This is a genomic window from Brachybacterium zhongshanense, from assembly GCF_055385755.1.
The window spans coordinates 1,664,893-1,690,515 of the sequence record NZ_AP043790.1; the positions used below are offsets into that span (position 1 = coordinate 1,664,893).

The 25,623-nt window shown below is 68.0% G+C and carries 18 protein-coding genes and 3 rRNA genes; 4 read left to right on the forward strand and 17 right to left on the reverse strand.

The annotated features are described in order from the left end of the window. The first annotated feature begins 11 nt into the window (after positions 1-11). Positions 12-845: a dihydrofolate reductase family protein gene (locus tag ACZ5AJ_RS07525; RefSeq protein WP_464138448.1), complete on the forward strand. Its 834-nt coding sequence runs from the start codon at positions 12-14 to the stop codon at positions 843-845. A gap of 33 nt (positions 846-878) precedes the next feature. Here the strand turns inward: ACZ5AJ_RS07525 and ACZ5AJ_RS07530 are convergent, their stop codons facing one another. Further along, positions 879-2,234, reverse strand: coding sequence for an alpha/beta hydrolase family protein (locus ACZ5AJ_RS07530; RefSeq protein ID WP_464138449.1), 1,356 nt, complete (start codon positions 2,232-2,234; stop codon positions 879-881). Between the two features lie 172 nt (positions 2,235-2,406). On the opposite strand from ACZ5AJ_RS07530, the gene msrB reads away from it, so the two are divergent. The 3 genes from msrB to ACZ5AJ_RS07545 all read left to right on the forward strand — a co-directional run bounded on the left by msrB (position 2,407) and on the right by ACZ5AJ_RS07545 (position 4,819). Next, positions 2,407-2,850, forward strand: a complete 444-nt coding sequence (msrB, locus tag ACZ5AJ_RS07535) for a peptide-methionine (R)-S-oxide reductase MsrB (RefSeq protein ID WP_464138450.1) — start codon at positions 2,407-2,409, stop codon at positions 2,848-2,850. A gap of 128 nt (positions 2,851-2,978) precedes the next feature. Beyond that, positions 2,979-3,611 (forward strand): DUF3000 domain-containing protein, encoded by a 633-nt coding sequence (locus tag ACZ5AJ_RS07540; protein ID WP_464138452.1) that lies wholly within the window; start codon positions 2,979-2,981, stop codon positions 3,609-3,611. Further along, positions 3,608-4,819 carry a ribonuclease D gene (locus ACZ5AJ_RS07545; protein ID WP_464138454.1) on the forward strand — a complete coding sequence of 404 codons (1,212 nt, stop codon included), beginning with the start codon at positions 3,608-3,610 and terminating at the stop codon, positions 4,817-4,819. The genes ACZ5AJ_RS07540 and ACZ5AJ_RS07545 overlap by 4 nt, the downstream gene beginning before the upstream one ends. A 75-nt stretch (positions 4,820-4,894) precedes the next feature. On the opposite strand, the gene ACZ5AJ_RS07550 is transcribed toward ACZ5AJ_RS07545, so the two are convergent. The 16 genes from ACZ5AJ_RS07550 to ACZ5AJ_RS07625 form a co-directional block, all read right to left on the reverse strand. After that, positions 4,895-5,620: an NUDIX domain-containing protein gene (locus tag ACZ5AJ_RS07550; RefSeq protein WP_464138456.1), complete on the reverse strand. Its 726-nt coding sequence runs from the start codon at positions 5,618-5,620 to the stop codon at positions 4,895-4,897. After that, on the reverse strand, positions 5,617-7,383 hold the full coding sequence (locus ACZ5AJ_RS07555; protein WP_464138717.1) for a CTP synthase: 1,767 nt from the start codon (positions 7,381-7,383) through the stop codon (positions 5,617-5,619). The genes ACZ5AJ_RS07550 and ACZ5AJ_RS07555 overlap by 4 nt, the downstream gene beginning before the upstream one ends. 59 nt (positions 7,384-7,442) lie before the next feature. After that, positions 7,443-8,564 (reverse strand): glycosyltransferase, encoded by a 1,122-nt coding sequence (locus ACZ5AJ_RS07560; protein ID WP_464138457.1) that lies wholly within the window; start codon positions 8,562-8,564, stop codon positions 7,443-7,445. After that, positions 8,561-10,381 (reverse strand): murein biosynthesis integral membrane protein MurJ, encoded by a 1,821-nt coding sequence (gene murJ, locus ACZ5AJ_RS07565; protein WP_464138459.1) that lies wholly within the window; start codon positions 10,379-10,381, stop codon positions 8,561-8,563. The genes ACZ5AJ_RS07560 and murJ overlap by 4 nt, the downstream gene beginning before the upstream one ends. Further along, the gene (locus tag ACZ5AJ_RS07570) at positions 10,378-11,331 is read right to left on the reverse strand and encodes a hypothetical protein (protein WP_464138460.1); all 954 of its coding nucleotides are present in this window, start codon (positions 11,329-11,331) and stop codon (positions 10,378-10,380) included. The genes murJ and ACZ5AJ_RS07570 overlap by 4 nt, the downstream gene beginning before the upstream one ends. After that, positions 11,328-12,416, reverse strand: coding sequence for a copper transporter (locus ACZ5AJ_RS07575; RefSeq protein ID WP_464138461.1), 1,089 nt, complete (start codon positions 12,414-12,416; stop codon positions 11,328-11,330). The genes ACZ5AJ_RS07570 and ACZ5AJ_RS07575 overlap by 4 nt, the downstream gene beginning before the upstream one ends. Before the next feature lie 15 nt (positions 12,417-12,431). Continuing rightward, positions 12,432-13,610, reverse strand: coding sequence for a putative cytokinetic ring protein SteA (gene steA, locus ACZ5AJ_RS07580; protein ID WP_464138463.1), 1,179 nt, complete (start codon positions 13,608-13,610; stop codon positions 12,432-12,434). Then, positions 13,607-15,331: a DNA repair protein RecN gene (recN, locus tag ACZ5AJ_RS07585; protein WP_464138464.1), complete on the reverse strand. Its 1,725-nt coding sequence runs from the start codon at positions 15,329-15,331 to the stop codon at positions 13,607-13,609. Before recN ends, steA begins: the two co-directional genes overlap by 4 nt. Positions 15,332-15,340: 9 nt before the next feature. Continuing rightward, positions 15,341-16,285, reverse strand: a complete 945-nt coding sequence (locus tag ACZ5AJ_RS07590; RefSeq protein ID WP_464138465.1) for an NAD kinase — start codon at positions 16,283-16,285, stop codon at positions 15,341-15,343. Next, positions 16,282-17,136, reverse strand: a complete 855-nt coding sequence (locus tag ACZ5AJ_RS07595; protein WP_464138468.1) for a TlyA family RNA methyltransferase — start codon at positions 17,134-17,136, stop codon at positions 16,282-16,284. The genes ACZ5AJ_RS07590 and ACZ5AJ_RS07595 overlap by 4 nt, the downstream gene beginning before the upstream one ends. Then, a complete protein-coding gene (locus tag ACZ5AJ_RS07600) occupies positions 17,133-18,161 on the reverse strand; it encodes an HAD-IIA family hydrolase (RefSeq protein WP_464138469.1) in 1,029 nt (342 codons plus the stop codon). Before ACZ5AJ_RS07600 ends, ACZ5AJ_RS07595 begins: the two co-directional genes overlap by 4 nt. Beyond that, positions 18,158-19,054 (reverse strand): tetratricopeptide repeat protein, encoded by an 897-nt coding sequence (locus tag ACZ5AJ_RS07605; protein WP_464138471.1) that lies wholly within the window; start codon positions 19,052-19,054, stop codon positions 18,158-18,160. Before ACZ5AJ_RS07605 ends, ACZ5AJ_RS07600 begins: the two co-directional genes overlap by 4 nt. A 20-nt stretch (positions 19,055-19,074) precedes the next feature. Beyond that, the gene (locus ACZ5AJ_RS07610) at positions 19,075-19,686 is read right to left on the reverse strand and encodes a hypothetical protein (protein ID WP_464138474.1); all 612 of its coding nucleotides are present in this window, start codon (positions 19,684-19,686) and stop codon (positions 19,075-19,077) included. Between the two features lie 728 nt (positions 19,687-20,414). Beyond that, a 5S ribosomal RNA gene (gene rrf / locus ACZ5AJ_RS07615) occupies positions 20,415-20,531 on the reverse strand. Between the two features lie 118 nt (positions 20,532-20,649). After that, a 23S ribosomal RNA gene (locus ACZ5AJ_RS07620) occupies positions 20,650-23,714 on the reverse strand. 367 nt (positions 23,715-24,081) lie between these two features. After that, positions 24,082-25,600 (reverse strand): 16S ribosomal RNA (locus ACZ5AJ_RS07625). Together the 16S, 23S and 5S rRNA genes form the textbook arrangement of a ribosomal RNA operon. Positions 25,601-25,623: the final 23 nt, after the last annotated feature.

Sequence of the window (25,623 nt, forward strand, 5' to 3'; positions counted from 1 at the left end):
CCGGATGGGGGATGATCGGATCCGTCCGCCCGCAGCCCCGGAAGGCCGAGATGCAGCCCATCAGCTCGACGCACCCGACGCACCCGACGCGCCCGCTCCGCCCGATGCACCTGCTCCTGCGCGATGGCGAGCCGCTGTCCGCTCCGACACCGCTGGCCGACGACCGGTCTGGGGCGCTGGGGATCGCGGACCTGTACGCCTTCGCTCCCGGGCGCACGACGGTGCGGGCAATGATGAACACGACGATCGACGGTGCCGTGGCCGGGCCCGACGGAACCAGCGGCCCGCTGCGGAACCCCGACGACTCCCTGGTGTTCTCGGTCCTGCGGGCGCTGTGCGACGCGGTGCTGATCGGCGCGGGCACCTTCCGGGCCGAGGACTACGCCCGCCCGAACGGACATGCCGACCTGCTGCGCCCCTCGCGCCGGCCCGGCGGACAGGAGCGACCGGTGCTGGCGATCCTCACCCGTACCGGGGATCTCCCGGGCATCGACCCTGACTGGCCGACGCTGCTGCTGTGCCCTCCGCAGCAGGTGGACGCCGTGCGGGAGCGTGCGGGCCTCGACAGCGATCAGGTGATCGGGGTCGAGGGCGCGAGGGCCGCGATCGGAGCGCTCGCCGGCCGCGGTCTGCACGGCATCCAGGCGGAGGGCGGCCCGGGGACCCTCGGCGGTCTCGCCGCGGCGGGCGTCCTCGATGAGCTGTGCTTCTCGACCTCTCATCGCAGTGTCGGAGGGACCTCCCCGCGATCCGTCGTCGGCCCGGATCATGACCTGCGCTGGGAGGTCAGCTCCCTGATCATCGGCGAGCACGCCACGATGACCCGCTATCGCCGGTCGCGCTGACTGCCGGGGCACATCGGTTCGGGGCACATCGGTTCAGAGACGCAGGCCGATGGACTGCGGCTCCGGAGCCGCACCGGGATCGCGGACGGGAAGCTCGAGGGATGCCGGGTCGAGGTCGATGCCGAGAGCATCGATGAGGAACTCGGCCAGCGTCCGCTCCCAGCGCACCGGGTCGATGTTCCACTCGCGGGTGTGGGAGGCGCCCTCGAAGGGCTCGAACCGGATCAGGTCCGGGCGCAGAGCGGCCAGCCGTCTGCTCGGCGCCGGCGGGACGGTCGAGTCGTCGAGCGCATGGAACAGGAGCGTGCGATGCTCCAGGTGCTCCTCGTAGTACTCGGGGCGCATCTCATGCAGGGCGAGCGGCTCGTGCAGCCTCACCATCCTCGCCCCGACCGGTGAGGTCATCATCCACAGGGCGAGACGGCGCATGGGGGCCGGCGCCTTGAGGGAGGTCGCGTGGTAGATGAGGATGTCCTGCCAGTCGACGGCCGGGGAGTCCAGCACGAGAGCGGCGATGCGATCGCGATGACGCGAGCGCACCGAGGTGCGCAGGACGATCCCGCCGCCCATGGACCATCCCACAAGGACGATCCGTCGGGCTCCTGCAGCGATCGCATGCTCGACAGCGGCCTCGGTGTCCTCCCACTCCTCGGCCCCCAGGTGATGCATGCTGTCCGCGGAGGCGGGGGCTCCCGCATCGTTCCGATAGGTGATGGCCATGCAGGTCAGACCGAGCCGGTGCAGCAGAGGAATCGCCCGCAGGGACTCGCCGCGGGTGCCGCCGTGCCCGTGCACGAGGATCGCCCAGGTGTCGGCGAGTCCCGGCAGGGATCCCGCCTCCCGGTCCGGTCGGACGATCCATGCGGGCATGTGGCCGACGGGCGACTCCACCTCGATCTCCTCGGTGGGCAGCCCATGCGCGGTCCAGGGCGACCCCGACCAGTAGAACCCGTTGATGTCGGACTGATCGGGGCGCAGCGGATCAGCGGTGTCCGTCGCCAGCAGCGGACGCGAGACGGTGGTGGGAGTCGGACGGCCGTCGACCGGACCGAGCCGGACGTGCACGGACCCGCCGGCCTGGCGCAGCGCGAGGTAGCCCGCGCGTCGGGTCTCCTCGGTGGAGTCGAGATGGACCCGGTCGCTGTGGACCGCCCGCACCGCCAGATGCGGTCTGGCGCGAGCACCCAGCTGGGGCACCAGCGGCAGACGGGCCATGACGCGCGCCCCGACGGTCAGCAGCGAGGCGCTGAGCGTGAACGCCGCTCCGGCGCCGACGGCCCCGATGGCCGCAGCCTCCGCCCATCTCCCCTGCTCCGATCGGGGACGCAGCCTTCCGATGCTGGTCCTGGTCGTCGGGCGGGAGGACTGTCCACGGGTGGCACGACTCATGGCCCGCAGTCTAGACGCGAGCGTAGGATCGTTCCTCGAGCGGCTGCAGCGCGTGGTTCGTCGTGACACGGCCTCGCCCGAGGACGAGCGTCGGATCTGACGTATGACGTACTCCCCCGGCCTCGGCGTCGGTCCGATGGATGCACGGCGCGGCCGCGGATCGGAGGTTTACATGTCCACCGAGCCCATCGGCTCCCGTCCTTACCCCGTCGCGATCGACGACCAGGAGTGGCGCGGGCGTCTCTCCCCTGCCGAGTACCAGGTGCTCCGGCAGGGCGGGACAGAGCGCCCGTTCACGGGCGAGTACGAGGAGGTCCGACCCGCCGGCACCTACGCGTGCCGCGCCTGCGGGGCGACCCTGTTCACGGCCTCCGAGCAGTTCGACGCCCAGTGCGGATGGCCCGCGTTCTGGGCGCCGTCGCAGTCCGATGCCGTGGAGCTGCTCGAGGACACCTCGCTGGGCATGCGCCGTGTCGAGGTGCGCTGTGCGAACTGCGGCTCCCACCTCGGGCACGTCTTCGAGGGCGAGGGGTTCGCGACCCCCACGGACCAGCGCTACTGCATCAACTCCATCAGCCTCGTGCACAGCGACGACGTCGCTGAGCAGGACGGCTGAGGCGCAGACGCGGGCCCGCGCCCGACGACGCACCAGCCACCGCGATCGTCGCAGCCGCTCCGGGGTCGGCCGCGCCTGATCGGCGCGCCTGCCGCTGGAGGCATGCGCGCCCGATTACGCTGACCAGCGTGTCCGTCCATCGCATTCGCTCCGTCGACGGCGCCTTCCGAGCCGCCGTCGAAGCGATGACGCATGCTCGCGTGCGTCCCGAGTTCATCTGGAGGGAGATCCCGGCGCCCTCCCGCATGGCACCTTCCGCGTGGGCGGCGACCGGCGAGATCATGTCGCACGAGGACGAGCTCGCCTCTGGACGTCTGGTCATCCTGCACGACCCCGAGGGCCAGGACTCCTGGGACGGCACCTACCGGATGGTGGCACTCGTCCAGGCGCAGCTCGAGCCCGAGTTCGCCGTCGAGTCGATGCTCGGCGACGTGGCCTGGTCGTGGGTCACCGAGTCCCTCGAGCTGCATGGCGCGGACTCCCGCGAGCTCGGCTGCACCGCCACCAGGGTGGTCTCCCAGTCCTACGGCGCCCTCGCCTCCCGACCCTCGACGGTCGATGTCGAGATGCGGGTGTCCTGGACACCGTCCGAGGACGACACCGACGGCGACGCCCCTGATCTCGCCCCCCACTTCGCGGCCTGGACGGCGATGCTCGCCGCCGCCGGCGGCCTCCCGCCGGCGCCCCCGCAGGTCGCCCCCATCGCACCGACCCACCGCGCCAGGGCCCCGCGGTCGGCGGACCCCGAGGACGAACGGTGAACGAGACCCACCCCCAGCACACAGGATCCCGCCCCCTGACCGCGCCGCGCGACGGCCTTGCGCCCGTGATCGACCGCATCCAGCCGCTGCTGGAGTGGTGCGAGGCCGCCGCCTCGGCCCCCGACGAGCCCGTCGCTGTCGACGCCGAGCGGGCGTCCAGCTATCGCTACAGCTCGCGCGCCTATCTCCTGCAGCTGCGCACCGAGACAGCCGGCACGGCTCTGGTCGATCCGCTCGCCTTCACCATGCCCGGTGCGCTGCCAGAGCTCCTGGCCGAACGGGAATGGGTTCTGCACGCGGCCGGCCAGGACCTTCCGAGCCTGGCCGAGCTGGGGCTGCGGCCCGGAGCCCTCTTCGACACGGAGCTCGCAGCGCGCCTGCTGGGCATGGAGCGGGTGGGACTGGGCGCCGTGGTCGAGGACACGGTCGGTCTGCAGCTCGCCAAGGAGCATTCGGCCGCGGACTGGTCCAGGCGTCCCCTGCCCGAGAGCTGGCTCGTCTACGCGGCGCTCGACGTGGAGGTGCTCGTCGAGGTCCGCGACGTGCTCGCAGAGCGTCTCGATGACGCTGGCAAGGCCGCATGGGCCCAGGAGGAGTTCGAGCATGAGCGCGTCCTCGAGCCCTCTCCCTCCCGCTCGAGCAGCTGGCGAGGGCTCCACGGCATCGGCGCACTGCGGACAGCGCGACAGCTCGCCGTCGCCCGGGCCATGTGGGAGCGGCGCGACGAGATCGCCTCCCGGGAGGATCTCTCTCCGCACCGCGTCATCCGCGACAGGGACATCGTCGCCGCCGCCAAGGTCGCCGGGCAGGGGCGCGACGTCTTCGACAAGGCCCTCCCGGCCCCGCTGCGGCGCAAGGACGTGTGGTGGAAGGCCGCCCGCAGCGGACTCGATCTGCCTCCCGCCCACCTGCCGGAGCGTGCAGAGCCCTCCTATCCCCCGCCGCACAAGCTGTGGTCGAAGAAGTATCCGGAGGTGTGGGAGCGCTACGCGCCCGTGCGTGAGGCCGTCGCCGATCGTGCCGAGGATCTTGAGATGCCTCCGGAGAACCTGCTGCAGCCCTCCCTGCTGCGCCGGTGGGTGTGGGAGCACGAGGACGCCCCCTCGGAGGACGTCCTCGAGGAGGAGCTGCGGGACCTCGGCGCTCGCAGCTGGCAGGCCGAGCAGAGCGCTCCGGTCATCCACAGGGCGATGACTGAGAACCGATGACTGAGGCCCCGAGCCTCACCTGATCCGGCGGAGGCCGGATCCGTCGGCGAAGGCCGGATGCTCCGGGTCGGAGGATCAGTCCCGTCCGGGCCGCTCCATGAAGGGAGCGTCCGCCGGGCGCAGCGTGGGGGCGCTCTCCTCGGTCGAGGCGGTGCGGAGCGCGTGCAGAGCAAGCAGGGCGCCGACCGCGGTGGCATTGGTGATGGCTCCCCCGAGCACCGCGCGCACCGCTGTCGCGAGCGGGACCCAGCGCGGCACCAGGTCCGCCTCCTCATCGGTCCGCTCATAGTCGTCGCCGATGATGGCCGAGATCCCGGTCGCGAGGTACACGCGGATCACCTCGTCGCTCCCGCCAGGACTCGGCCTCAAGTCCACCAGGACGGACATCTGCGCGGCCTCGACGGATGCCTCCTCCGCGAGCTCGCGGGCGGCAGCTGCATGAGGCGGCTCGCCGTCGAGGTCGAGCAGCCCTGCGGGGATCTCCCACAGGGTGTGCCCGACCGGGTGACGGTACTGGTGGATCATCAGCACCCGGTCCTCATCGTCGACCGCGAGCACGGCCACCGCCCCGGGGTGGCGGGTGTACTCCCGGTCGAACCTCACGCCCGGAGCGAAGTCCACCGTGTCGCGCACGACGTCGGCGACCATCCCCGCATGGACGGTCCGCCGCTGAGCGACCGGACGCTGGCCGCCCACGTCGCAGAGCACCCCGCCGGGCACCGGCGCGCCGGACCGCGCAGTCCCCGCGGGAGCTGCGAAGGCAGGATCCTGCGCAGCGGAACCGCCGCCCGGCGTGCTCATCCCTGCAGGCCCTCCTCCGTTGCGGGCTCGTCCGTTGCGGCCTCGTCCTCGATCGCGGACGCCGGAGCCGGGTCGACCTCCAGCAGGCGCGTCGCACGCTGCGCGTCGAGGGCAGCGCCGATCAGGCCCGCGAACAGCGGATGCGCCGCAGTCGGGCGGGACTTCAGCTCGGGATGCGCCTGAGTGCCGATGTAGTAGGGATGCACGTCCTCCGGGAGCTCGACGAACTCGACCAGGGACCTGTCGGCGGAGACGCCGGAGATCCGCAGACCGGACTCCTCGAACTCCGTGCGGTAGGCGTTGTTGACCTCGTAGCGGTGCCGGTGGCGCTCCGCGACCCGCGTGGTCCCGTAGACGGAGGCGGCGAGGCTGCCCTCGGCCAGCTGGTGGTCATAGGATCCCAGGCGCATCGTCCCGCCGAGATCTCCCTGGCCGGAGACGATGCTCTCCTGCTCCGCCATGGTGGCGATCACGGGGTGCTCGCTCCCGGGCTCGAACTCGGTCGAATGGGCGTCGTCCCATCCCAGCACGTTCCGTGCGTGCTCTATCACCATGCACTGCATCCCCAGGCACAGACCGAGCGCGGGCAGCCGGTTCTCGCGGGCATGGCGCAGGGCTCCGACCTTCCCGTCGACGCCGCGGATGCCGAAGCCGCCGGGAACCACGATCGCATCGACGTCGCGCAGCTGCTGCTGGGCGCCCTCGGGGGTGGTGCAGCCGTCGGACTCGACCCATCGGATCTCGACCTTCGCAGCATGGTGGAACCCGCCCGCACGCAGCGCCTCCGTCACCGAGAGGTAGGCGTCGGGCAGGTCGACGTACTTCCCGACCAGCGCCACGGTGACGGTGTGCGCGGGCTGGTGGACGCGCTGGAGCAGCTCATCCCACTGGGTCCAGTCCACATCGTGGCTCAGGAGGTCGAGGCGACGGATCGCATAGGCGTCCAGTCCCTCGCCATGGATGACGTGCGGGATGTCGTAGATGGAGCGGGCATCGGCGCACACCACGACAGCGTCGAGGTCAACGTCGCACATCGAGGAGATCTTCGCCTTGACCGAGGCGGGGAGCTGCCGATCAGCGCGCAGGACGATCGCATCGGGCTGGATGCCGATGGAGCGCAGCGCCGCCACGGAGTGCTGCGTGGGCTTGGTCTTCAGCTCCTGGGACGGTCCGATGAAGGGCACGAGCGACACGTGCACGAAGAAGACGTTCTCACGCCCGACGTCCTGGCGGACCTGGCGCGCGGCCTCGAGGAACGGCTGGGACTCGATGTCGCCGACCGTACCGCCGATCTCCGTGATGATGACATCGACATCGTCGCCGGCCTGCGATCGCATCGCCTCCTTGATGGCGTTGGTGATGTGCGGAATCACCTGCACCGTGTCGCCGAGGTACTCGCCTCGACGCTCCTTGGCGATGACACCGGAGTACACCTGCCCCGTGGTGACGTTCGCATCGGCCGTGAGGTTCTCGTCGAGGAAGCGCTCATAGTGGCCGATGTCGAGGTCCGTCTCCGCACCATCCTCGGTGACGAACACCTCACCATGCTGGAACGGGTTCATCGTGCCCGGGTCCACATTCAGGTAGGGGTCGAGCTTCTGCATCCGCACCCGCAGGCCCCGGTTCTTCAGGAGCATGCCGAGCGAGGAGGCGGTCAGGCCCTTGCCGAGGCTGGAGACCACACCGCCCGTCACGAAGATGTGCTTGGTGGTCCCGGAGTTCCGGAACGGCTTAGCCGCCGCGCTCGGGGCGACGTGTGCGATGGGGCCGGGGGTGCTGGTGCTGGAGGTGCTCGCGCTGGTATCTGCCACGGACTGTCAACCTACCATCGTGCGGCGCGCGCATCCAGGAGGTCGAGGAGCTGATCGGCGAGATCGCCTGCATCGGGCAGCTCGGCGGCCCGCTCGAGGGACGCCCGCGCGGCCGCCCGTCGGCGCCGAGGGTCGCGATGCTCCGCGATCGCCGCTGCCAGCGCCTCGGCATCCCCGACGGGGACCAGCTCCGCCGCCCCGCCGGTCACCCACCGGGTTCCGCCGGCGTCCGTGGCGACGACGGCGCGACCCGCGCGCAGCGCCTCCTGCAGCGCCACCGGCTGTCCCTCCCAGCGGGCCGACGAGACCACGAGATCGGCCGACGAGAGGAGCTCCGCGGTGTCTGTGCGCCACCCCAGCAGCTCCACCGGCAGGCTCTCGGATCGGATCCGCGCCTCGAGCTGCTGGCGCTGCGGACCGTCCCCGGCGATCAGGATCCGTACGGGCACGTCGCGGCCGGACAGAAGCGCAGCGGCGTCGAGCAGGTCCCCCAGACCCTTCTGCGGCGCGAGCCGGGCGAGCACGAGAACCTCCAGCGGGCCGCCGCTCTCAGCGTCGAGGGAGGCGTCGTCCGGCGGCGCGGCGCGCGCAGGTCCGTCCTCGGCCTCCGATGCGCCGTCGTCGGACGCCCTCGCGCCCTCGGCGCCGGAGCGGGACGCACCGGGGCGATCGACCGGAGCGGGGATGATCGCATGCCGGACATCACGGGCGCCCGCGCGCCGGGCGGCGTCGGCGAGGTCCGGGGAGACGGCCAGCACGGTGTCGGCCCGAACCACCAGGACCTTCAGGAGAACAGCTCCGACGGCACGGACGACGGCGGACCCCATGGTGCGGTTGTGCAGGGTGACCACCAGCCGGACGCGGGGCCCTGTACGTCGTCCGTGCCCGAGTGAGAGCGCCGACAGCGCACCGGCTCGCAGACCATGCGCATGGACAGCTGCGGGGCGCAGCATGCGCACCTGACCGCGCAGTGCCCGGATGGTGCGCAGATCATCGACCGGACGAGGGCTCTCCTGGATGCTGACGTCCGCCTCCCGGACGTCGACGCCCCGCTCGCGCAGCAGCACGAGCTCCTGATCGACATGCGCGGCGAGCCCTCCCGAGGATCGCGGGCGCACGAGCAGCACGCTCATGCTCCGACCGTCCTCCCGTCCCGATGGCGCAGCCGACCGAGCAGATCGCGAGCCAGCGGCGGATCCGCAGCGGCCATCACCAGTGCGCTGACGACTGCGGCCACAGCACCGGCGAGGATCCCCGCCAGGATGCACACCGTGATCCCGGTGTCGACGGTGATGATCCGGTGGCCGATCAGATAGCCCGCGACCGATCCGAGGAGGAGCGCCGGAGGCGCGAGCAGCGCAGTGCGGCGCACCCTCGAGAGGTGCCCCCCTGGTTCGATGATGTCAGCGATGCGGCCGAAGCCCACGAGAGCGGATGCAGCCATGCCCGCGGCGATGGCCAGGCCGAAGGACGTCGCCGCCTCGGCGGCCGAGCGGGTGGGGCTGGGCAGGATGAGCAGCACGATCACGAGAGCAGCGATGACCCATCCGATGGAGCCGACGATCAGGGCATCACGAGCGCGAAGGGCGGCCGAGAGGATCCGTGTGCACTGGGTCGCGACGGCGAAGCCGGCCAGCCCCAGGGCGAGTGCGGCGGTCGTGGAGCCGACACCAGCCGCACCGGCACGGTCCACGATCCGGAAGAACTGCTCGAGCGCCGGTGCAGCGGCGATCAGCATCGATGCACCGACGACCGCGATCACCACGACCGTTCGCACCGACGCCGCTGCCACACGCGCGAAGCCCACGGTGTCGCCCACCAGGCGCATCTCCGAAAGCTGAGGGAACACTGCGGTGACCAGCGGCACCACGAGCACCGCATAAGGGAGGAGGTACAGTGCCTGCGCATACTGGAACACCGGGAGCGTGCCGGTTCCTCCTGCACGCATGGCCAGCAGCATGACCAGCGCAAGGACGGCCTGCTGCGCACCGACCGCCCCGAGTCCCGCGCCGCCCAGGGCGAGCGCGCGGCGGCCGACGCCCTCGGGCATGCGCAGGGTCGGCCGCAGACGCAGACCGCTGCGGAGGGCGACGATCAGCACCGGCAGCGCCATGACGATCACCCCGGCGGTGGTGCCCCATCCCAGCCACGCGACCGCCCTCTCATCGATGGTGGCCGCGGTCGCGACAGGCGGGACGAGCTTCGCGTACACCCGATAGGAGGCCATCACCACGAGCGAGGAGATCAGCGGCACGAGCGCGGGCCACAGGAAGCGCCGACGCGCCTGCAGGTACGCGCCTGTGACCACGGCGATCCCGTAGAACGGCAGCTGGACCGCGAAGATCCGCAGCAGCCTCGCCCCGAGAGCGACGCCGGAGGCGGCAGGCCCTTCAGCGTCCAGCAGCAGTCGGGCGATCGGCTCCGACGCCAGCGCGATCGCACCTGCGAGCAGGACGGTCACCAGCAGAGCCCAGGTCAGCAGGGCGGAGACGATCCGATTCGCTCGGGCTTCGCCCTCTGCCGCCTTCTGATCGGCGTCGTCCGCGTCCGTCGGGGACGCCCCGCGGGGCGTGTCGGGCACCGAGACCGGTTGCGGTCCCGGATCCCGCCGTTCCGCACTGCGCGGGTCGCGGCTGCGCCCAGGTCCGGGGACGAGGCCGGCGACAAGGGGGACGACCACCGCTGCCAGCGCGCCGCCGGCGACGATCTCGAACAGGACGTTGGGCAGCAGGTTCGCCGTCGAGTACGCGGTTCCGACGTCTCCCGCACCGACGCTCGCACCGAACACGAGATAGCGCACGAATCCGGCGATGCGCGCCAGGACGGTGATGACCAGTATCAGCCCCGCGCTGCGCAGGATGCTGCGGGCGAGGGCGCCCGACGACCCGGTGCCGCCGGCGTTCGCTGCCGGGCTACCGGCGGTCGGCCCGCGCGTGTCCCCCGCGCTCATCGCTCGCCCTCCGATCCGAGCCGATCCCGGTCCTGATCCCGGTACTGCTCCGGGCCCTGGCCCTGGCCCTGGCCCTGGTCCTGGCCCTGGTCCTGGTGATCGTGTCCACCGCCCGGTGCCGGAAGCCCCCGTTCCGACTCCATGGGGAGGCGGCCCAGGCGGTCGACGGATCGCAGCACGGGGGTGGCGTCGATGACTGCGCTGAAGCTGACGCGCTCGCTGGCCAGGGTGAGTGCCGTGATGGCTGCCAGCAGTCCGACCCTGGCGGGACGAGGAAGGCGACGGGAGATCGCGGCACCGACAGCGGCTCCCAGCGCATTGGCGCCGGCGTCGCCGAGCATGCCGCGCTCGCGAAGATCCATCGGGAGCACGACGAGCGACGGGAGGAGCGCCGAACGGGCGATCACGACGCCGCTGCTCTGACGTCGTCCCGGTCCAGAGGCCGCCTCACCCGCGATCGCGGAGTCCCTGCCCGCAGGCAGTGCCAGGAGAGCGGCGACAGGCAGCACGGCCTTGAGGGCCCGCCCCGGCCGCAGATCCAGCAGGTTGACGAGGTTCGCGCATCCCGCTGTCAATGCGGCATCCACCGCGATCATCGCGGCGCCCCGCGGTGCCGGTCCCGACATGGCACCCACCACGGCGAGCATCGGAATCCCGAGCGCCTTCGCAGCGCCGGTGGTCAGATGCCCCTGTCGGAGCCTTCCGAGATGCCCGCGCAGTCCCTTGGCCACAGGCCTCCCGGCGGCACGCAGGCGCGGCTCGACGACATCGTCGATCAGCCCGAGAGCACCGATGCCGGCGATGACGACCGCATCGGTGCGCCGCCCGCGCAGGCCGACGCGCCCCGCGACTCCGATCACCACGGCCGCACCCTCGGCAAGGCTCACCGTCCGCCCGGCGTAGTTGGTGCGGCGCAGCTCTGCACGGACCGTCTCCAGGAAGCCGCTCATCCCTCTCCCCCGGCGTCGCCCGCAGTGTCTCCGCCCGCGTCGGAGGCCGAGCTCCCCGCCGCGGCATCTTCACCCGTCCCGGTGCTCGTCTCCGCGGACTGATCCTGCGCGGCCTCGACCTCGGGGAGGCTCGGCAGTCGCTCCTCAGCCTCCGTCGTCGTGCCGTAGGACCCCGAGCCTCCGCGGGTCTGCTCGATCAGGGCGAGGACGGCGAGCACCGGACCGTCGGCCGCCTGGAGCCGGTCGGTCGTGGACAGCGAGGAGAACCGAGCGTCCCCGCGCACTGTGCGCAGCAGGCTCACAGTGCCGTCGTTGCCGGGAGTGGCTCCCGCGATCACCGATGGCAGACCGCTCGAGGTCAGAGCTTCGAGCATCGCGTTCTGCGCGGTGAGCTGGCCCTGGGCGCGGAGGGTGGCGGTCGAGTCGTCGTCGGCCTCATCGACGAACTCGCTCTGATCCGCGGCCGCGTACACCACGGCGTCGACCGTGGCGGCATCGCCTCCGTCGATCGTGACCAGCTGCCTGTCCAGCAGCACCTGCCAGACCTGAGCTCGCAGGTCCGCCGTGAGATCCTCCGGACCCTCCGGCTGGAGAAGGGTGACCACCAGCGCGGACAGCGACTCCGAGTCGTCGACCGAGGTGTCGAGCAGCGCAGGGGCGATCGCGCTGATCTCTGTGACCGCCTCTGCACGACGATCGGCCTGGGACGGCTCCCACAGCGCCTCCTCGAGACCGACGTTGAGCACCGTGGTCGCTCCCGCATCCTCAAGAAGGGTGATCATCCTGTTCACGGAGCTCCGGGTGGAGCTGTCATCCGTCAGCACGGCCACCTGCGCGCCGGGCAGGGTTCCCGCGACGAGCTCCGGCCCGATCTCGGTGATGAAGCTGGCGAGCTGGTCGTTCTGGGAGGAGAGGTCCTCCGCCTCGGCACGCATCGCATCCTGCTCGGTGCGCAGCTGCTCGACCTGACTGGACAGCTGGGTCCCCAGGCTCTCGCGCAGCGGCCCCGCCCCGAGCACGATCCCGACGGCGAGCGCCAGGAACACGGAGATCAGGGAGACGAGGTGGTATCGGAAGTCGATCACGGGGTCGGGTTCCTCCTACGTCCCGCTGGGCCGGGGCTCGAACAGGGTGGTGAACAGGGACAGCAGGCCGTCCAGGCGCGCGCCGAGGATCTGCACGAGTGCCTGACCGCCCTCGGTCGACCAGAGTGCGGCGCCGATCGCGACGAACCCTGCGGCAGCCAGCAGGACCAGCTGGAAGGTCGAGATCCTCTGACGGTACAGGCGCGAGACGCCCTTGGCATCGACGAGCTTCGAGCCGACGCGCAGACGGGTGAGGAATGTCGAGCTCATGCCCGCACGGCCCTTGTCGAGGAACTCCTCGAGGGTGCCGTGGGTGCCCACGGCCACGATGACGCTCGCGCCCTTCTCGTCCGCGAGCAGCATCGCGATGTCCTCGCTGGTCCCGGAGGCGGGGAAGACCACGGCCTTCGTCCCGAGCCCGAGCTCCTCGAGCCGGACGAGTCCCGGGGCGCGCCCGTCGCGGTAGGCATGGACGACGAGCTCGGCGCCGCAGGCCAGTGCCCGATCGGAGACCGAGTCCATGTCGCCGATGATCATGTCGGGGGTGAAGCCGGCTTCGAGCACAGCGTCCGCACCGCCGTCGACGCCGATGACGACGGGACGGTTCTCGCGCAGGAAGGGTCGCAGCGTCGCGAGGTCCTCCTTGTAGTGATAGCCCCGCACGACGATCAGCACCGGCCTCCCGGCCATCTGCGTGCGCACCTCGGGCGCACCGATGCCGTCGAGCAGCAGATCGCGCTCGCGCACCATGTACTCCATCGTGTTCTCGGCGAACAGCTCCAGCTGCTCCGACAGCCCCTCGCGAGCCTTCTCGGTCGACTCCTCGACACTCGCGGCGTCCTGCACCGCTCCCCTCAGCATCGTCCTCTCCTCACGGATGACCGCTCCGCCCTCGAGCGTGATCCTGTCGCCCTCGCGGAGGCTGTCGAACAGCTCGGGACCCAGGGAGTCGATCAGCAGCACTCCGGCTTCGACGAGGATCCGGGGACCCGCATTCGGGTAGCGGCCGGATGTGGAGGCGGCGGCGTTGAGGACCGCAGCGGGACGGCGCTCCACGAGTGCCTCGGCGGCGACCCGGTCGATGTCCTCATGGTCGATGACCGCGATGTCCCCGGGCACGAGCCGCTTGGTGAGGTCCTTGGTGCGCCGCCCCAGGCGGACTGTGCCGGAGACCGGCTCCGCGTGTCCGTTCATCGTCCCTCCCCGGCTGTGGCCGAGGCTTCGTCGAGCAGCTCCTCGGCATGAGCGAGGGCGACGTCGGAGGCGTCGTCCCCGGCGAGCATCCGGGCGAGCTCGCGGATGCGCGCCGGACGGTCCAGAGTCTCGACGGTGGAGCTGGTGGTGCCGGCGTGCGAGGACTTCACGATCTGCAGATGGGTTCCCGCATGGGCTGCGACCTGCGGCAGATGGGTGACGACGATGACCTGCGCATGGCGAGCCAGCCGCGCGAGGCGCTGCCCGACGGCGAGAGCGGCGCGACCGCCGATGCCGGCATCGATCTCGTCGAATACGAACACGGGGGCTGCGGTGCGATCGCTCCGGGACGAGGCCAGAGCCACCTCGAGGGCGAGCATGACCCGCGAGAGCTCGCCGCCGGACGCGGCCTGTGCGACAGGACGGTGCTCCGCTCCGGGATGCGGTGCCAGCAGGATCGCCACGGCATCGCGACCGTGGGACCGATGACCGTGCTCGGAGACCTCGACCTCGATCGCCGCATCAGGCATCTCGAGATGACGCAGCTCCTCCTGCACCGCTGCGGACAGTGCGCGGGCGGCCTCGGCGCGGGCTGCGGTCAGTGCACTCGCTGCACGATCCAGCTCGGTCTCGAGCAGGGCGAGGCGCTCAGCGGCCTCCGCACGCTCCTGCTCGGCGCCGTCGAACCGATCCAGAGCGGCGGCGGCGCTGCGCGACGCTGTCAGCAGCGACGTGACGTCCTCGCTGGGGCCCTCGTCCCCGGGCAGGAGAGCACCGAGGTCACGGACCAGCGCGGTGAGCTCGGCAAGTCGCTCGTTGGCGGCGTCCGCCCGTCCGGGAGTGGTGTCGATGTCCTCCGCATAGCGGGACAGCTCGGCGGCGATGTCGGAGACGTCGATCCGTACGGCGTCGAGCCGTTCGACCAGAGGATCCAGCACGGAATCCGTCCGCGCGGCCCGGCCCGCGGACTGGGCGGCGATGTCGAGCAGACCGCCCACCGAGGGTCCGTCGTCGCCGACGAGAGCGTCGGCCGCCGTGCCGGCATCGCCGCGCAGCTGCTCGGCATTGGCGAGGCGCTCGAGCTCGGAGCGCAGCGCGTCGTCCTCCCCTGGCTGGGGGTCCAGCGACTCGATCCGTTCGAGGGCATCGCGGAGCTGACTGCCGCGCCGGTCCCGCTCGGCGAGGATCTCGTCGAGATCATCGACGCGGGTCCGCAGCGCAGTCCGCTCACCCCAGATCCTGCGGTGCTCCTCGAGGAGCGGACCTATGGCGTCCTCGGCGAAGCGGTCCAGCGCCTCCCGCTGGGCGTCGGGATCCCGCAGACGCTGCTGGTCCGACTGCCCGTGCACGGTCACAGCGGTCCCGACCAGGCGCGCGAGTGCGCCGATAGGGACGGGGACCCCGCCGATCTGGGCCCGGGACCGCCCGTCGCGGGTGACACGGCGCACGACGAGCACCTCGCCGTCGTCGATGTCGGCACCCAGGTCGTCGAGCGCCGACTCCAGCTCGTGGTGGCCATCCAGCGCGAGCGTGCCGTCGACGGTGCTGGACTCTGTCGTGCGACCTCGGTCCAGCCTCACGCCCAGCAGCATGCTGAGCCCGGTGACGATCATGGTCTTGCCGGCGCCGGTCTCGCCGGTGAGCGCGGTGAAGCCGGGGCCGAACTCGAGCATCGCGTCGTCGATCACGCCGATGCGGCGGATCCTGAGAGTGGAGAGCATGCGACCGCCTCAGCGCGTCCGGGGACCACGGCCCCGCCAGCCCACGACAGGCAGCTGGAACTTGTCGACGAGCCGGTCTGCGAACGGTGTGGTGCTCAGGCGCACCAGACGCACGGATCGTGGCGAGAGCCGCGCCTCGACGCGCATGCCGGCGGTGATCTTCTGGGTACGGCGGCCGTCGAGGGTGAGGACACCGTCCTCGGGACTGTCCAGGGTCATCTCGATCGCCGCCTCGGACGAGCGTCCCAGCACCAGCGGCCGCGCGAACAGCGCGTGGGCTGCGATCGGGATCAGGAGCATCGCGTCGACCTCGGGCCAGATCACCGGGCCGCCGACGCTGAAGGCATAGGCGGTCGATCCGGTGGACGTGGACAGCAGCACGCCGTCGCAGCCGAACGACGAGACAGGGCGCCCGTCGATCTCGATGGCCACCGAGATCATCTTCTGCCGATCGCCCTTCTCCAGGGATGCCTCGTTCAGCGCCCAATGGGAGGCGACGGGCCGGTCGTCCCCGTCGAGGACCGTGATGTCGAGCGCGGAGCGGTTCTCGATCTGGTAGTCCCCCTCGAGGAGTCGGGAGACCGTGGTCGCGAGGTCCGCGACCTCGCTCTCCGCGAGGAAGCCGACATGGCCGAGGTTCACCCCATGGACCGGGACATCGGCCTCGCGCACCGCCTCGAGTGCCCGAAGGATCGTGCCGTCACCGCCGAGGACGATGCCGAGCTCGACGAGATCCGCTGCGGAGACGGCATCCAGGACATCCACCGTCCCGCCCAGCAGGAGATCCATCAGACCCTCGGGGACGTCCTTCTCGGGCAGCGCCCGGATCTCGTCGACCTGGTCGTCGACGACGACTCCTCGCACGCCATGGGCGGAGAGCTCCTCGAGGATCGTCATCGTCGCCCGGAGGGCCGCTCGGCGCCCGCTATGGACATACAGGAGGAAGCGTCTCATCCCCGGGTTCCCTCCCCTGGTCCTGGCTTCGGGCGGCGTGCATCGGACGTGGACTCCTCCACGACGGCATCGATCATGTCATAGGCGGCGGGCGCGACCCTGCAGGCTGCGCCCTCGGCACGCAGATGGAGGAAGAACTCGCGGTTGCCGTCCTGCCCGGCCAGGCCGCTGCGCCGCACATCGAGCATCCGCAGTCCGACCTCCGCGGCGGACTCCGCGACTCCGACCACGGCGCTCCGATGCGCACGAGGATCGGAGACCACACCGGTGCGAGGAAGCGCCCTCCTCCCGACCTCGAACTGGGGCTTGACCATGAGCAGCAGCTCGCCGCCGTGACGGACGGTGCCCGCCAGCGGCGCGACGACGGACCGGAGCGAGATGAAGGACAGGTCGCTGACCAGAAGATCCACCTCTCCGCCCACCAGCGACGCAGTGAGCTCCCTCACGCTGGTGCCGTCCATGACGCGGACCCGGTCATCCTCACGCACGTGCGCGGCGAGCTGGTCATGGCCGATGTCGACGGCCACCACCTGGGAGGCGCCGCGACGCAGCAGCACATCGGTGAATCCGCCGGTGGATGCGCCGGCATCCAGGCATCGGAGCCCGCTGGGGTCGATGACGAGCGCATCGAGCGCGCTGAGCAGCTTGTGCGCGGCCCGCGATGCGTACTCGACGCCGTCGGGGATGTCGACCACCTCGAGCCGGGACCCCGGAGCGACCGACGTCGAGGCCTTGGGGGCGACACGACCGTCGACTCTGGCACGTCCCTCCTCGATGATCCGGCGCGCATGCGTGCGCGACCGCGCGAGCCCCGCCACGAGCAGGGCGACGTCGAGCCGCTGTGCGCTCACCGCTGGTCGACGGGCACAGGGGCCTCCCGGGCATCGAGCAGACGTCCGGTCCATGCGCCGTCCGCACTCCGAGAGGCAAGCAGGGCGAGCGCCGAACGCAGTGCACGCGGGTCCTCGAGCGGAGGGCCGACGGTCCCGCTGACGACGACGTCGCCATCCACCCAGCGTGCGCAGACCGCTCCGCAGCGGACTCGGTCGCCGTCGGGCGCAGGCAGATCGAAGGGATCGCCGATTGAGGACAGATCCGGCAGCACGAAGGTGGGGCGCAGGACAGGCTCGGCCCTGAGAGCATCCTCAGCGGTGCTCACACCGGTCAGGACCAGCAGCGAGTCCATGCCGGCACGGTTCGCGCCTTCGATGTCGGTGTCCAGACGGTCGCCGACCACGAGAGGACGGCTCGAACCGGCCTCCTGGGCGGCCACCAGGAACATGCCCGGCTCGGGCTTCCCGGCGACCTGCGGCGTCGCACCTGTCGCATGCGCGACAGCTGCCACCAGAGAGCCGTTGCCCGGCGCCATCCCCCTTTCGGTGGGGAGGGTGGCGTCCGTATTCGTCGCCATCCACAGCGCACCGTGCCGGATGGCGTACGCCCCTTCCGCCAGGCGGGCCCAGTCGAGATCCGGCGACCAGCCCTGGACGACGGCCGCCACATCGGGCTCGTCGCGCTCGACCGGGACGAGCCCGGCCGCCAGGATCTCCGCCGCCAGGCTCGGACCGCCGACGACCAGGACCTTGGAGCCCTGCTCGAGCTGCCCCGCCAGAAGCTTCGAAGCGACCTGCGGCGAGGTCGCGAACTCCTCCGGCGACGCCGGGATGCCGACCACAGCCAGATGCTCCGCGGCCTGCTGAGGAGTGCGAGAGGCATTGTTGGTCGCGAACACGACGGTGCTCCCGGCAGCTCTGGCCGCTTCGACAGCCTCAGGCGCGTGCGGTATCGGCCGTGCGCCGTGCATCAGCGTGCCGTCGAGATCGAACAGCAGCGCGTCGTAGAGATCGAGAAGAGAGAGCGAAGGACGCCGTGTCACCGTCCGGCCTCCTCTTCGTCGACCAGATCGCTCGCGGCCGCCGCCTCGGGTGCGGCGGCCCCAGCCACGTCGGAGACTTCGGCGGGCGTGCCCTCGTCCGAGGTCGGCTCGCGGTCGGCATCGGAGGGGCCCCGATCAGTGCCCGCAGCATCGACCTCCGAGCCGGAACCCGACTCATCCTCGGCGGTGTCCTCCTCGCGCCCGACGACGCCGTCGTCCTCCTCTGCGCTGCCAGGCGGCTCCGTCTCATCCTCCTCTGCAGCCGCGTCGAAGACATCGATGACGGCGATCTCCTCATCGTCCTCCCAGGACGGTTCGGGCTGAGGCGCCGGAGCCGGACGCCCGAGGCGCTCGGCCGCATCCGTGATCCTCTCGGTGTCCGCATCGGCGGCGAGAGTGAGCCAGCGCCTCGCCTCCTCCGAACGATCGGCACGCTCGAGCAGGTCGGCGTAGGCGACCCACAGTCGGACCTGCCAGCGCCCATCCACCTTGTGACGCAGCGCAGGGATCTCGAGCGTTCGCAGGGCGGTCTGGATGTCGCCGGTATCCGCATAGGCGCCCGCCACGACGATCATCAGCTCGATGGACGCATCGACGCCGAGACCGGATGCCTCATCGGACGAAGCGATGTCCAGAGCCCGCTCAGGTCGCCCCAGGCCGCGCTCGCAGTCGGCGAGCAGCGGCAGGATGTCCGCACGTCCGGTGATCCGCAGGGCGGTCCGCAGCTCCCTGCTCGCGGTGCGGTAGTCGCTGCGGCGGTAGGCGAGGATCCCGTACATCTCACGGACCACTCCGACCCGTCCTCCGATGCGAGCGGCGAAACGCGCATGCGACAAGGACTGCTCGGGATACTCGGACTCCAGGACGAAGGCCGCCACGAGGTGCTTCGCCACTCGCTCCGCCGTCTCCTTGCTCAGACCGCGCAGCTCAGCGTGGATGTCACCATCCAGCTCGCGCCCTGTGATCCCCTCCGGAATCTCCGGCTCGAAAGGCCGCTGCGCCCGAGCATCCTGGCCCGGCCGATGGCTTCGAGAGTCGTGGGCACTGCGCCTGCTATCTCCACCCCGCCGGTACCCACCGCGGCCATCGGCATCAGCGCGCTCGGGACCTCCACGGCGATCCCGACCTTCACGACGCTGGTACCCACCACGCCCATCACGATCATCACGACGCTGGTACCCACCACGCCCATCACGATCATCACGACGCTGGTACCCACCACGCCCATCACGATCATCACGACGCTGGTACCCACCACGCCCATCACGATCATCACGACGCTGGTACCCACCACGCCCATCACGATCATCACGACGCTGGTACCCACCACGCCCATCACGATCATCACGACGCTGGTACCCACCACGCCCATCACGATCATCACGACGCTGGTACCCACCACGCCCGCGTCGCTCGGCCGCTCCGCCGTTGCGCTCGTCCCCACCTCGACCGCGAGCTTCGGACGAACGATTCCGGGACCGCTGGGCGTCCCGACGCTTGCCGTCGTGCCCGCGATCCTTCTCAAACTTGCTGTCGTCCGCCACGCTGCCCATCCGTTTTCTCTAGCGCTGTCCGTGCGCCAACTTTAGGCGACGAAGACTCTCCTCCAGCCTGCGCGCGCGGCATCCGTGACAGCTTTCACCAGCTCCGAGGCCAAGCTGATGGACCTACACACACGCCCGAGATCCCGCACACCTTACGGGCCCTCCGTCCCCTGCACCCGGGCAGCCAGCCCGCACCGCGCTTCGAGCAACCCGGATGTGTCTCCTAGCCGCGCTATACCTACCATCCACTCAGTTCTTGCCGAGCACGCACAACAGATAAACGCGGAGTGCACACCGGCATCCACGGTAGGGTTTCCCGCAGAAAACAGGCAGAAGCAATATCAACAGTGCAGAGCAAGGATGCGCGAAGAGGGAGCACTGGAAAGAAGCAAAAGCCAATGGGCCTAGCCCAGCAGAACGAGACCCAAGAGCAATCATCTGATCGGTCCTTGATTCCGCATAGCGGAAGCACCAGTGTCCGTCTGTCGTCGCTGGAACGGTCCCTCAACGGTGGTAGACGGACGCTCCCCCCCCCGCACCCGCACCCGCACCCGGGGACGCGCACTGAACCCGTGGGCCGCGGGCGGGAGTCGCGGGTCGCGGAGGCGGGCGGGAAACACGAGAAAGAGCGGTGAGGGAGGCGAGAAACGATCGACCCCATGGATCGATGCCTCTCAGCGACTCCTTCACCCCTCTTCTCGGTGAAGATGTCCGGCGGCGACCTACTCTCCCACACCCTCCCGAGTGCAGTACCATCGGCGCGATCGAGCTTAGCTACCGGGTTCGGAATGGAACCGGGCGTTTCCCCGACGCTATGACCGCCGTAACACGACGAGACCCTGGACCCCAAGACCACCCACCCGACACACGAGCAGGAGAACCCCAGGGATTGTTTCTCCAGAACCACACAGTGGACGCGAACACACGCAAACAACAACAAGTATGTTGATAAGTCATCAGCCATTAGTACCAGTCAGCTCCACACATTACTGCGCTTCCACATCTGGCCTATCAACCCAGTGGTCTACTGGGGGCCTCTCACACGTAAACGTGCACGGATATCTCATCTTGAAGCAGGCTTCCCGCTTAGATGCTTTCAGCGGTTATCCCTTCCCAACGTAGCCAACCAGCCATGCCCTTGGCAGAACAACTGGCACACCAGAGGTCAGTCCATCCCGGTCCTCTCGTACTAGGGACAGGTCTTCTCAAATATCCAACGCGCGCAGCGGATAGGGACCGAACTGTCTCACGACGTTCTAAACCCAGCTCGCGTACCGCTTTAATAGGCGAACAGCCTAACCCTTGGGACCAACTCCAGCCCCAGGATGCGACGAGCCGACATCGAGGTGCCAAACCATGCCGTCGATATGAGCTCTTGGGCAAGATCAGCCTGTTATCCCCGGGGTACCTTTTATCCGTTGAGCGACACCCATTCCACAATGAGGTGCCGGATCACTAGTTCCTGCTTTCGCACCTGCCCGACATGTCTGTCTCGCAGTCAAGCTCCCTTGTGCACTTACACTCAACACCTGATTGCCAACCAGGCTGAGGGAACCTTTGAGCGCCTCCGTTACTCTTTAGGAGGCAACCGCCCCAGTTAAACTACCCATCAGGCACTGTCCCTGATCCGGATCACGGACCGAGGTTAGGAATCCAGAACGACCAGAGTGGTATTTCAACAACGACTCCACATCCACTGGCGTGAACGCTTCCCAGTCTCCCACCTATCCTACACAAATCGTTCCGAACACCAATACCAAACTATAGTAAAGGTCCCGGGGTCTTTCCGTCCTGCTGCGCGTAACGAGCATCTTTACTCGTAATGCAATTTCGCCGAGTTCGCGGTTGAGACAGTGGAGAAGTCGTTACGCCATTCGTGCAGGTCGGAACTTACCCGACAAGGAATTTCGCTACCTTAGGATGGTTATAGTTACCACCGCCGTTTACTGGGGCTTAAATTCTCAGCTTCGCACCGAAGTGCTAACCAGTCCTCTTAACCTTCCAGCACCGGGCAGGCGTCAGTCCGTATACAGCGTCTTACGACTTCGCACGGACCTGTGTTTTTAGTAAACAGTCGCTTCTCCCTGGTCTCTGCGGCCCTCCCCGCTCTCACGGATCGGGCCCCCCTTCTCCCGAAGTTACGGGGGCATTTTGCCGAGTTCCTTAACCACGATTCTCTCGAACGCCTCGGTATTCTCTACCTGATCACCTGAGTCGGTTTAGGGTACGGGCGACCGTATTCGTCACGCCGGAACTTTTCTTGACAGTACAGGATCACTCACCTACGCCCATACGGGATCCCCATCACGTCTCACCCACACGACCCCAGCATTACCCGGGATCGGGCTGCACGCTTAGACGGACTATTCCATTAAGTCCGCGGAAGCTACCTCTCTGCGTCATCCCACACGCTGACCTACTACATCCCTGGTTCCCAGCCTCACACACCACACCCACCCCGAAGGGCGAGCAGGCAGCTCGGGTGGTTAGCATCAGACGCCTCGGTATGGGTCCTCCTACGATCGGTTCGGGAATATCAACCCGATGTCCATCGACTACGCCTGTCGGCCTCGCCTTAGGTCCCGACTAACCCAGGGCGGATTAACCTAGCCCTGGAACCCTTGATCAATCGGCGGACGGGTTTCTCACCCGTCTTTCGCTACTCATGCCTGCATTCTCACTCGAACAGCCTCCACCACTGGGTTCCCCCGCGGCTTCGCTGGCTGCTCGACGCTCCCCTACCCATCCCGGCAAAACCGGAATGACACAGCTTCGGCGGTGTACTTGAGCCCCGCTACATTGTCGGCGCAGAATCACTTGACCAGTGAGCTATTACGCACTCTTTCAAGGGTGGCTGCTTCTAAGCCAACCTCCTGGTTGTCTCAGCAACTCCACATCCTTTTCCACTTAGCACACGCTTAGGGGCCTTAGCTGATGTTCTGGGCTGTTTCCCTCTCGACTATGAAGCTTATCCCCCACAGTCTCACTGCTGCGCTCTCACGTACCGGCATTCGGAGTTTGGCTAAGGTCAGTAACCCGGTGGGGCCCATCGCCTATCCAGTGCTCTACCTCCGGCACGAAACACGCAACGCTGCACCTAAATGCATTTCGGGGAGAACCAGCTATCACGAAGTTTGATTGGCCTTTCACCCCTATCCACAGGTCATCCCCTCCATTTTCAACTGAAGTGGGTTCGCGCCTCCACGCGGTCTTACCCGCGCTTCACACTGCCCATGGATAGATCACTTCGCTTCGGGTCTAGAGCCGGCGACTGAACGCCCCGTTCAGACTCGCTTTCGCTACGGCTACCCCACACGGGTTAACCTCGCCACCGACCACTAACTCGCAGGCTCATTCTTCAAAAGGCACGCCGTCACCCCAAAAGGCTCCGACGGATTGTAAGCACACGGTTTCAGGTACTATTTCACTCCCCTCCCGGGGTACTTTTCACCTTTCCCTCACGGTACTTGTCCGCTATCGGTCACAAGGGAGTATTCAGGCTTACCAGGTGGTCCTGGCAGATTCACACCGGATTTCACGGGCCCGGTGCTACTCGGGAACAGCAACAACGCCGCACGTCAGTTTCGTCTACGGGGGTCACACCCTCTACGCCGTCGCACTCACCACGACTTCGACTACCAACACACGTCCACGCCGACCCCCCGGCAGAGAGGTCACGCACTGCCCCACAACCCCCAGCCTGCAACCCCTGCCGGGTATCACACAGACCAGGTTTAGCCACCTCCGCTTTCGCTCGCCACTACTCACGGAATCACTATTTGTTTTCTCTTCCTGCGGGTACTGAGATGTTTCACTTCCCCGCGTTCCCTCCACACCACCTATACATTCAATGGCGGGTACCGCAACATGACTTGCGGTGGGTTTCCCCATTCGGACATCCTCGGATCACAGATCGGTTGTCATCTCCCCGAGGCTTATCGCAGACTCCCACGTCCTTCATCGGCTCCTTGTGCCCAGGCATCCACCGTGCGCCCTTAAAGACTTGGCAACACACAAAGACAAAAAATTGCTTACAAGATGCTCGCGTCCACTATGTAGTTCTCAAGAAACAACCCCACACCCACCAGCACACCACCACAGCGATGCCCCAGCAAGGGAGGACCAGCCACACACCCACCCCGAGCCCCTCCCCACAGGAAGAACCCCAGAACAGGCCGCGTGCAGCCTCACAACCCAATAGCGTGTCTCCACCTCGAACCAGCCCACGACCATCCGTTCCCACCCCACCAGGAGGCGTACTAGAACAATCACTGCGAACCAGCGAAGCGCCCATCCGTTGATGTTCCACCCATGAGCAACCATCCCCACCACACGCGGGCAGGCAGACGGCCACCATACTTGGTGATGCTCCTTAGAAAGGAGGTGATCCAGCCGCACCTTCCGGTACGGCTACCTTGTTACGACTTAGTCCCAATCACCGATCCCACCTTCGACAGCTCCCTCACGAGGATGGGCCACTGGCTTCGGGTGTTACCGACTTTCGTGACTTGACGGGCGGTGTGTACAAGGCCCGGGAACGTATTCACCGCAGCGTTGCTGATCTGCGATTACTAGCGACTCCGACTTCATGGGGTCGAGTTGCAGACCCCAATCCGAACTGAGACCGGCTTTTTGGGATTCGCTCCACCTCACAGTATCGCAACCCATTGTACCGGCCATTGTAGCATGCGTGAAGCCCAAGACATAAGGGGCATGATGATTTGACGTCGTCCCCACCTTCCTCCGAGTTGACCCCGGCAGTCTCCCATGAGTCCCCGCCATAACGCGCTGGCAACATGGAACGAGGGTTGCGCTCGTTGCGGGACTTAACCCAACATCTCACGACACGAGCTGACGACAACCATGCACCACCTGTGCACCAGCCCAAAGGAAGCCACATCTCTGCGACCGTCCGGTGCATGTCAAGCCTTGGTAAGGTTCTTCGCGTTGCATCGAATTAATCCGCATGCTCCGCCGCTTGTGCGGGCCCCCGTCAATTCCTTTGAGTTTTAGCCTTGCGGCCGTACTCCCCAGGCGGGGCACTTAATGCGTTAGCTACGGCGCGGAAAACGTGGAATGTTCCCCACACCTAGTGCCCAACGTTTACGGCATGGACTACCAGGGTATCTAATCCTGTTCGCTCCCCATGCTTTCGCTTCTCAGTGTCAGTAATGGCCCAGAGACCTGCCTTCGCCATCGGTGTTCTTCCTGATATCTGCGCATTTCACCGCTACACCAGGAGTTCCAGTCTCCCCTACCACACTCTAGCCTGCCCGTACCCACCGCACGCCCGAGGTTGAGCCTCGGGTTTTCACGGCAGACGCGACAAGCCACCTACAAGCTCTTTACGCCCAATAATTCCGGACAACGCTTGCGCCCTACGTATTACCGCGGCTGCTGGCACGTAGTTAGCCGGCGCTTCTTCTGCAGGTACCGTCACTTTCGCTTCTTCCCTACTGAAAGAGGTTTACAACCCGAAGGCCGTCATCCCTCACGCGGCGTCGCTGCATCAGGCTTTCGCCCATTGTGCAATATTCCCCACTGCTGCCTCCCGTAGGAGTCTGGGCCGTGTCTCAGTCCCAGTGTGGCCGGTCGCCCTCTCAGGCCGGCTACCCGTCATCGCCTTGGTGAGCCACTACCTCACCAACAAACTGATAGGCCGCGAGCCCATCCCCCACCGAAAAACTTTCCAACCACCACCATGCGGTGACAGTTCATATCCGGTATTAGCCCCGATTTCCCGAGGTTATCCCAGAGTGGGGGGCAGGTTACTCACGTGTTACTCACCCGTTCGCCACTAATCAGGCAGTGCAAGCACCACCGTCATCGTTCGACTTGCATGTGTTAAGCACGCCGCCAGCGTTCGTCCTGAGCCAGGATCAAACTCTCCATGAAAACATGAAAAAATCCCGGCAAAA

Bases quoted from the DNA above. Each gene is read 5' to 3' on its own strand.
- ACZ5AJ_RS07525 (WP_464138448.1), top strand. From the start codon at position 12: ATGATCGGATCCGTCCGCCCGCAGCCCCGGAAGGCCGAGATGCAGCCC.
- ACZ5AJ_RS07530 (WP_464138449.1), bottom strand. From the start codon at position 2,234: ATGAGTCGTGCCACCCGTGGACAGTCCTCCCGCCCGACGACCAGGACC.
- msrB (WP_464138450.1), top strand. From the start codon at position 2,407: ATGTCCACCGAGCCCATCGGCTCCCGTCCTTACCCCGTCGCGATCGAC.
- ACZ5AJ_RS07550 (WP_464138456.1), bottom strand. From the start codon at position 5,620: ATGAGCACGCCGGGCGGCGGTTCCGCTGCGCAGGATCCTGCCTTCGCA.
- ACZ5AJ_RS07560 (WP_464138457.1), bottom strand. From the start codon at position 8,564: ATGAGCGTGCTGCTCGTGCGCCCGCGATCCTCGGGAGGGCTCGCCGCG.
- murJ (WP_464138459.1), bottom strand. From the start codon at position 10,381: ATGAGCGCGGGGGACACGCGCGGGCCGACCGCCGGTAGCCCGGCAGCG.
- ACZ5AJ_RS07570 (WP_464138460.1), bottom strand. From the start codon at position 11,331: ATGAGCGGCTTCCTGGAGACGGTCCGTGCAGAGCTGCGCCGCACCAAC.
- steA (WP_464138463.1), bottom strand. From the start codon at position 13,610: ATGAACGGACACGCGGAGCCGGTCTCCGGCACAGTCCGCCTGGGGCGG.
- recN (WP_464138464.1), bottom strand. From the start codon at position 15,331: ATGCTCTCCACTCTCAGGATCCGCCGCATCGGCGTGATCGACGACGCG.
- ACZ5AJ_RS07590 (WP_464138465.1), bottom strand. From the start codon at position 16,285: ATGAGACGCTTCCTCCTGTATGTCCATAGCGGGCGCCGAGCGGCCCTC.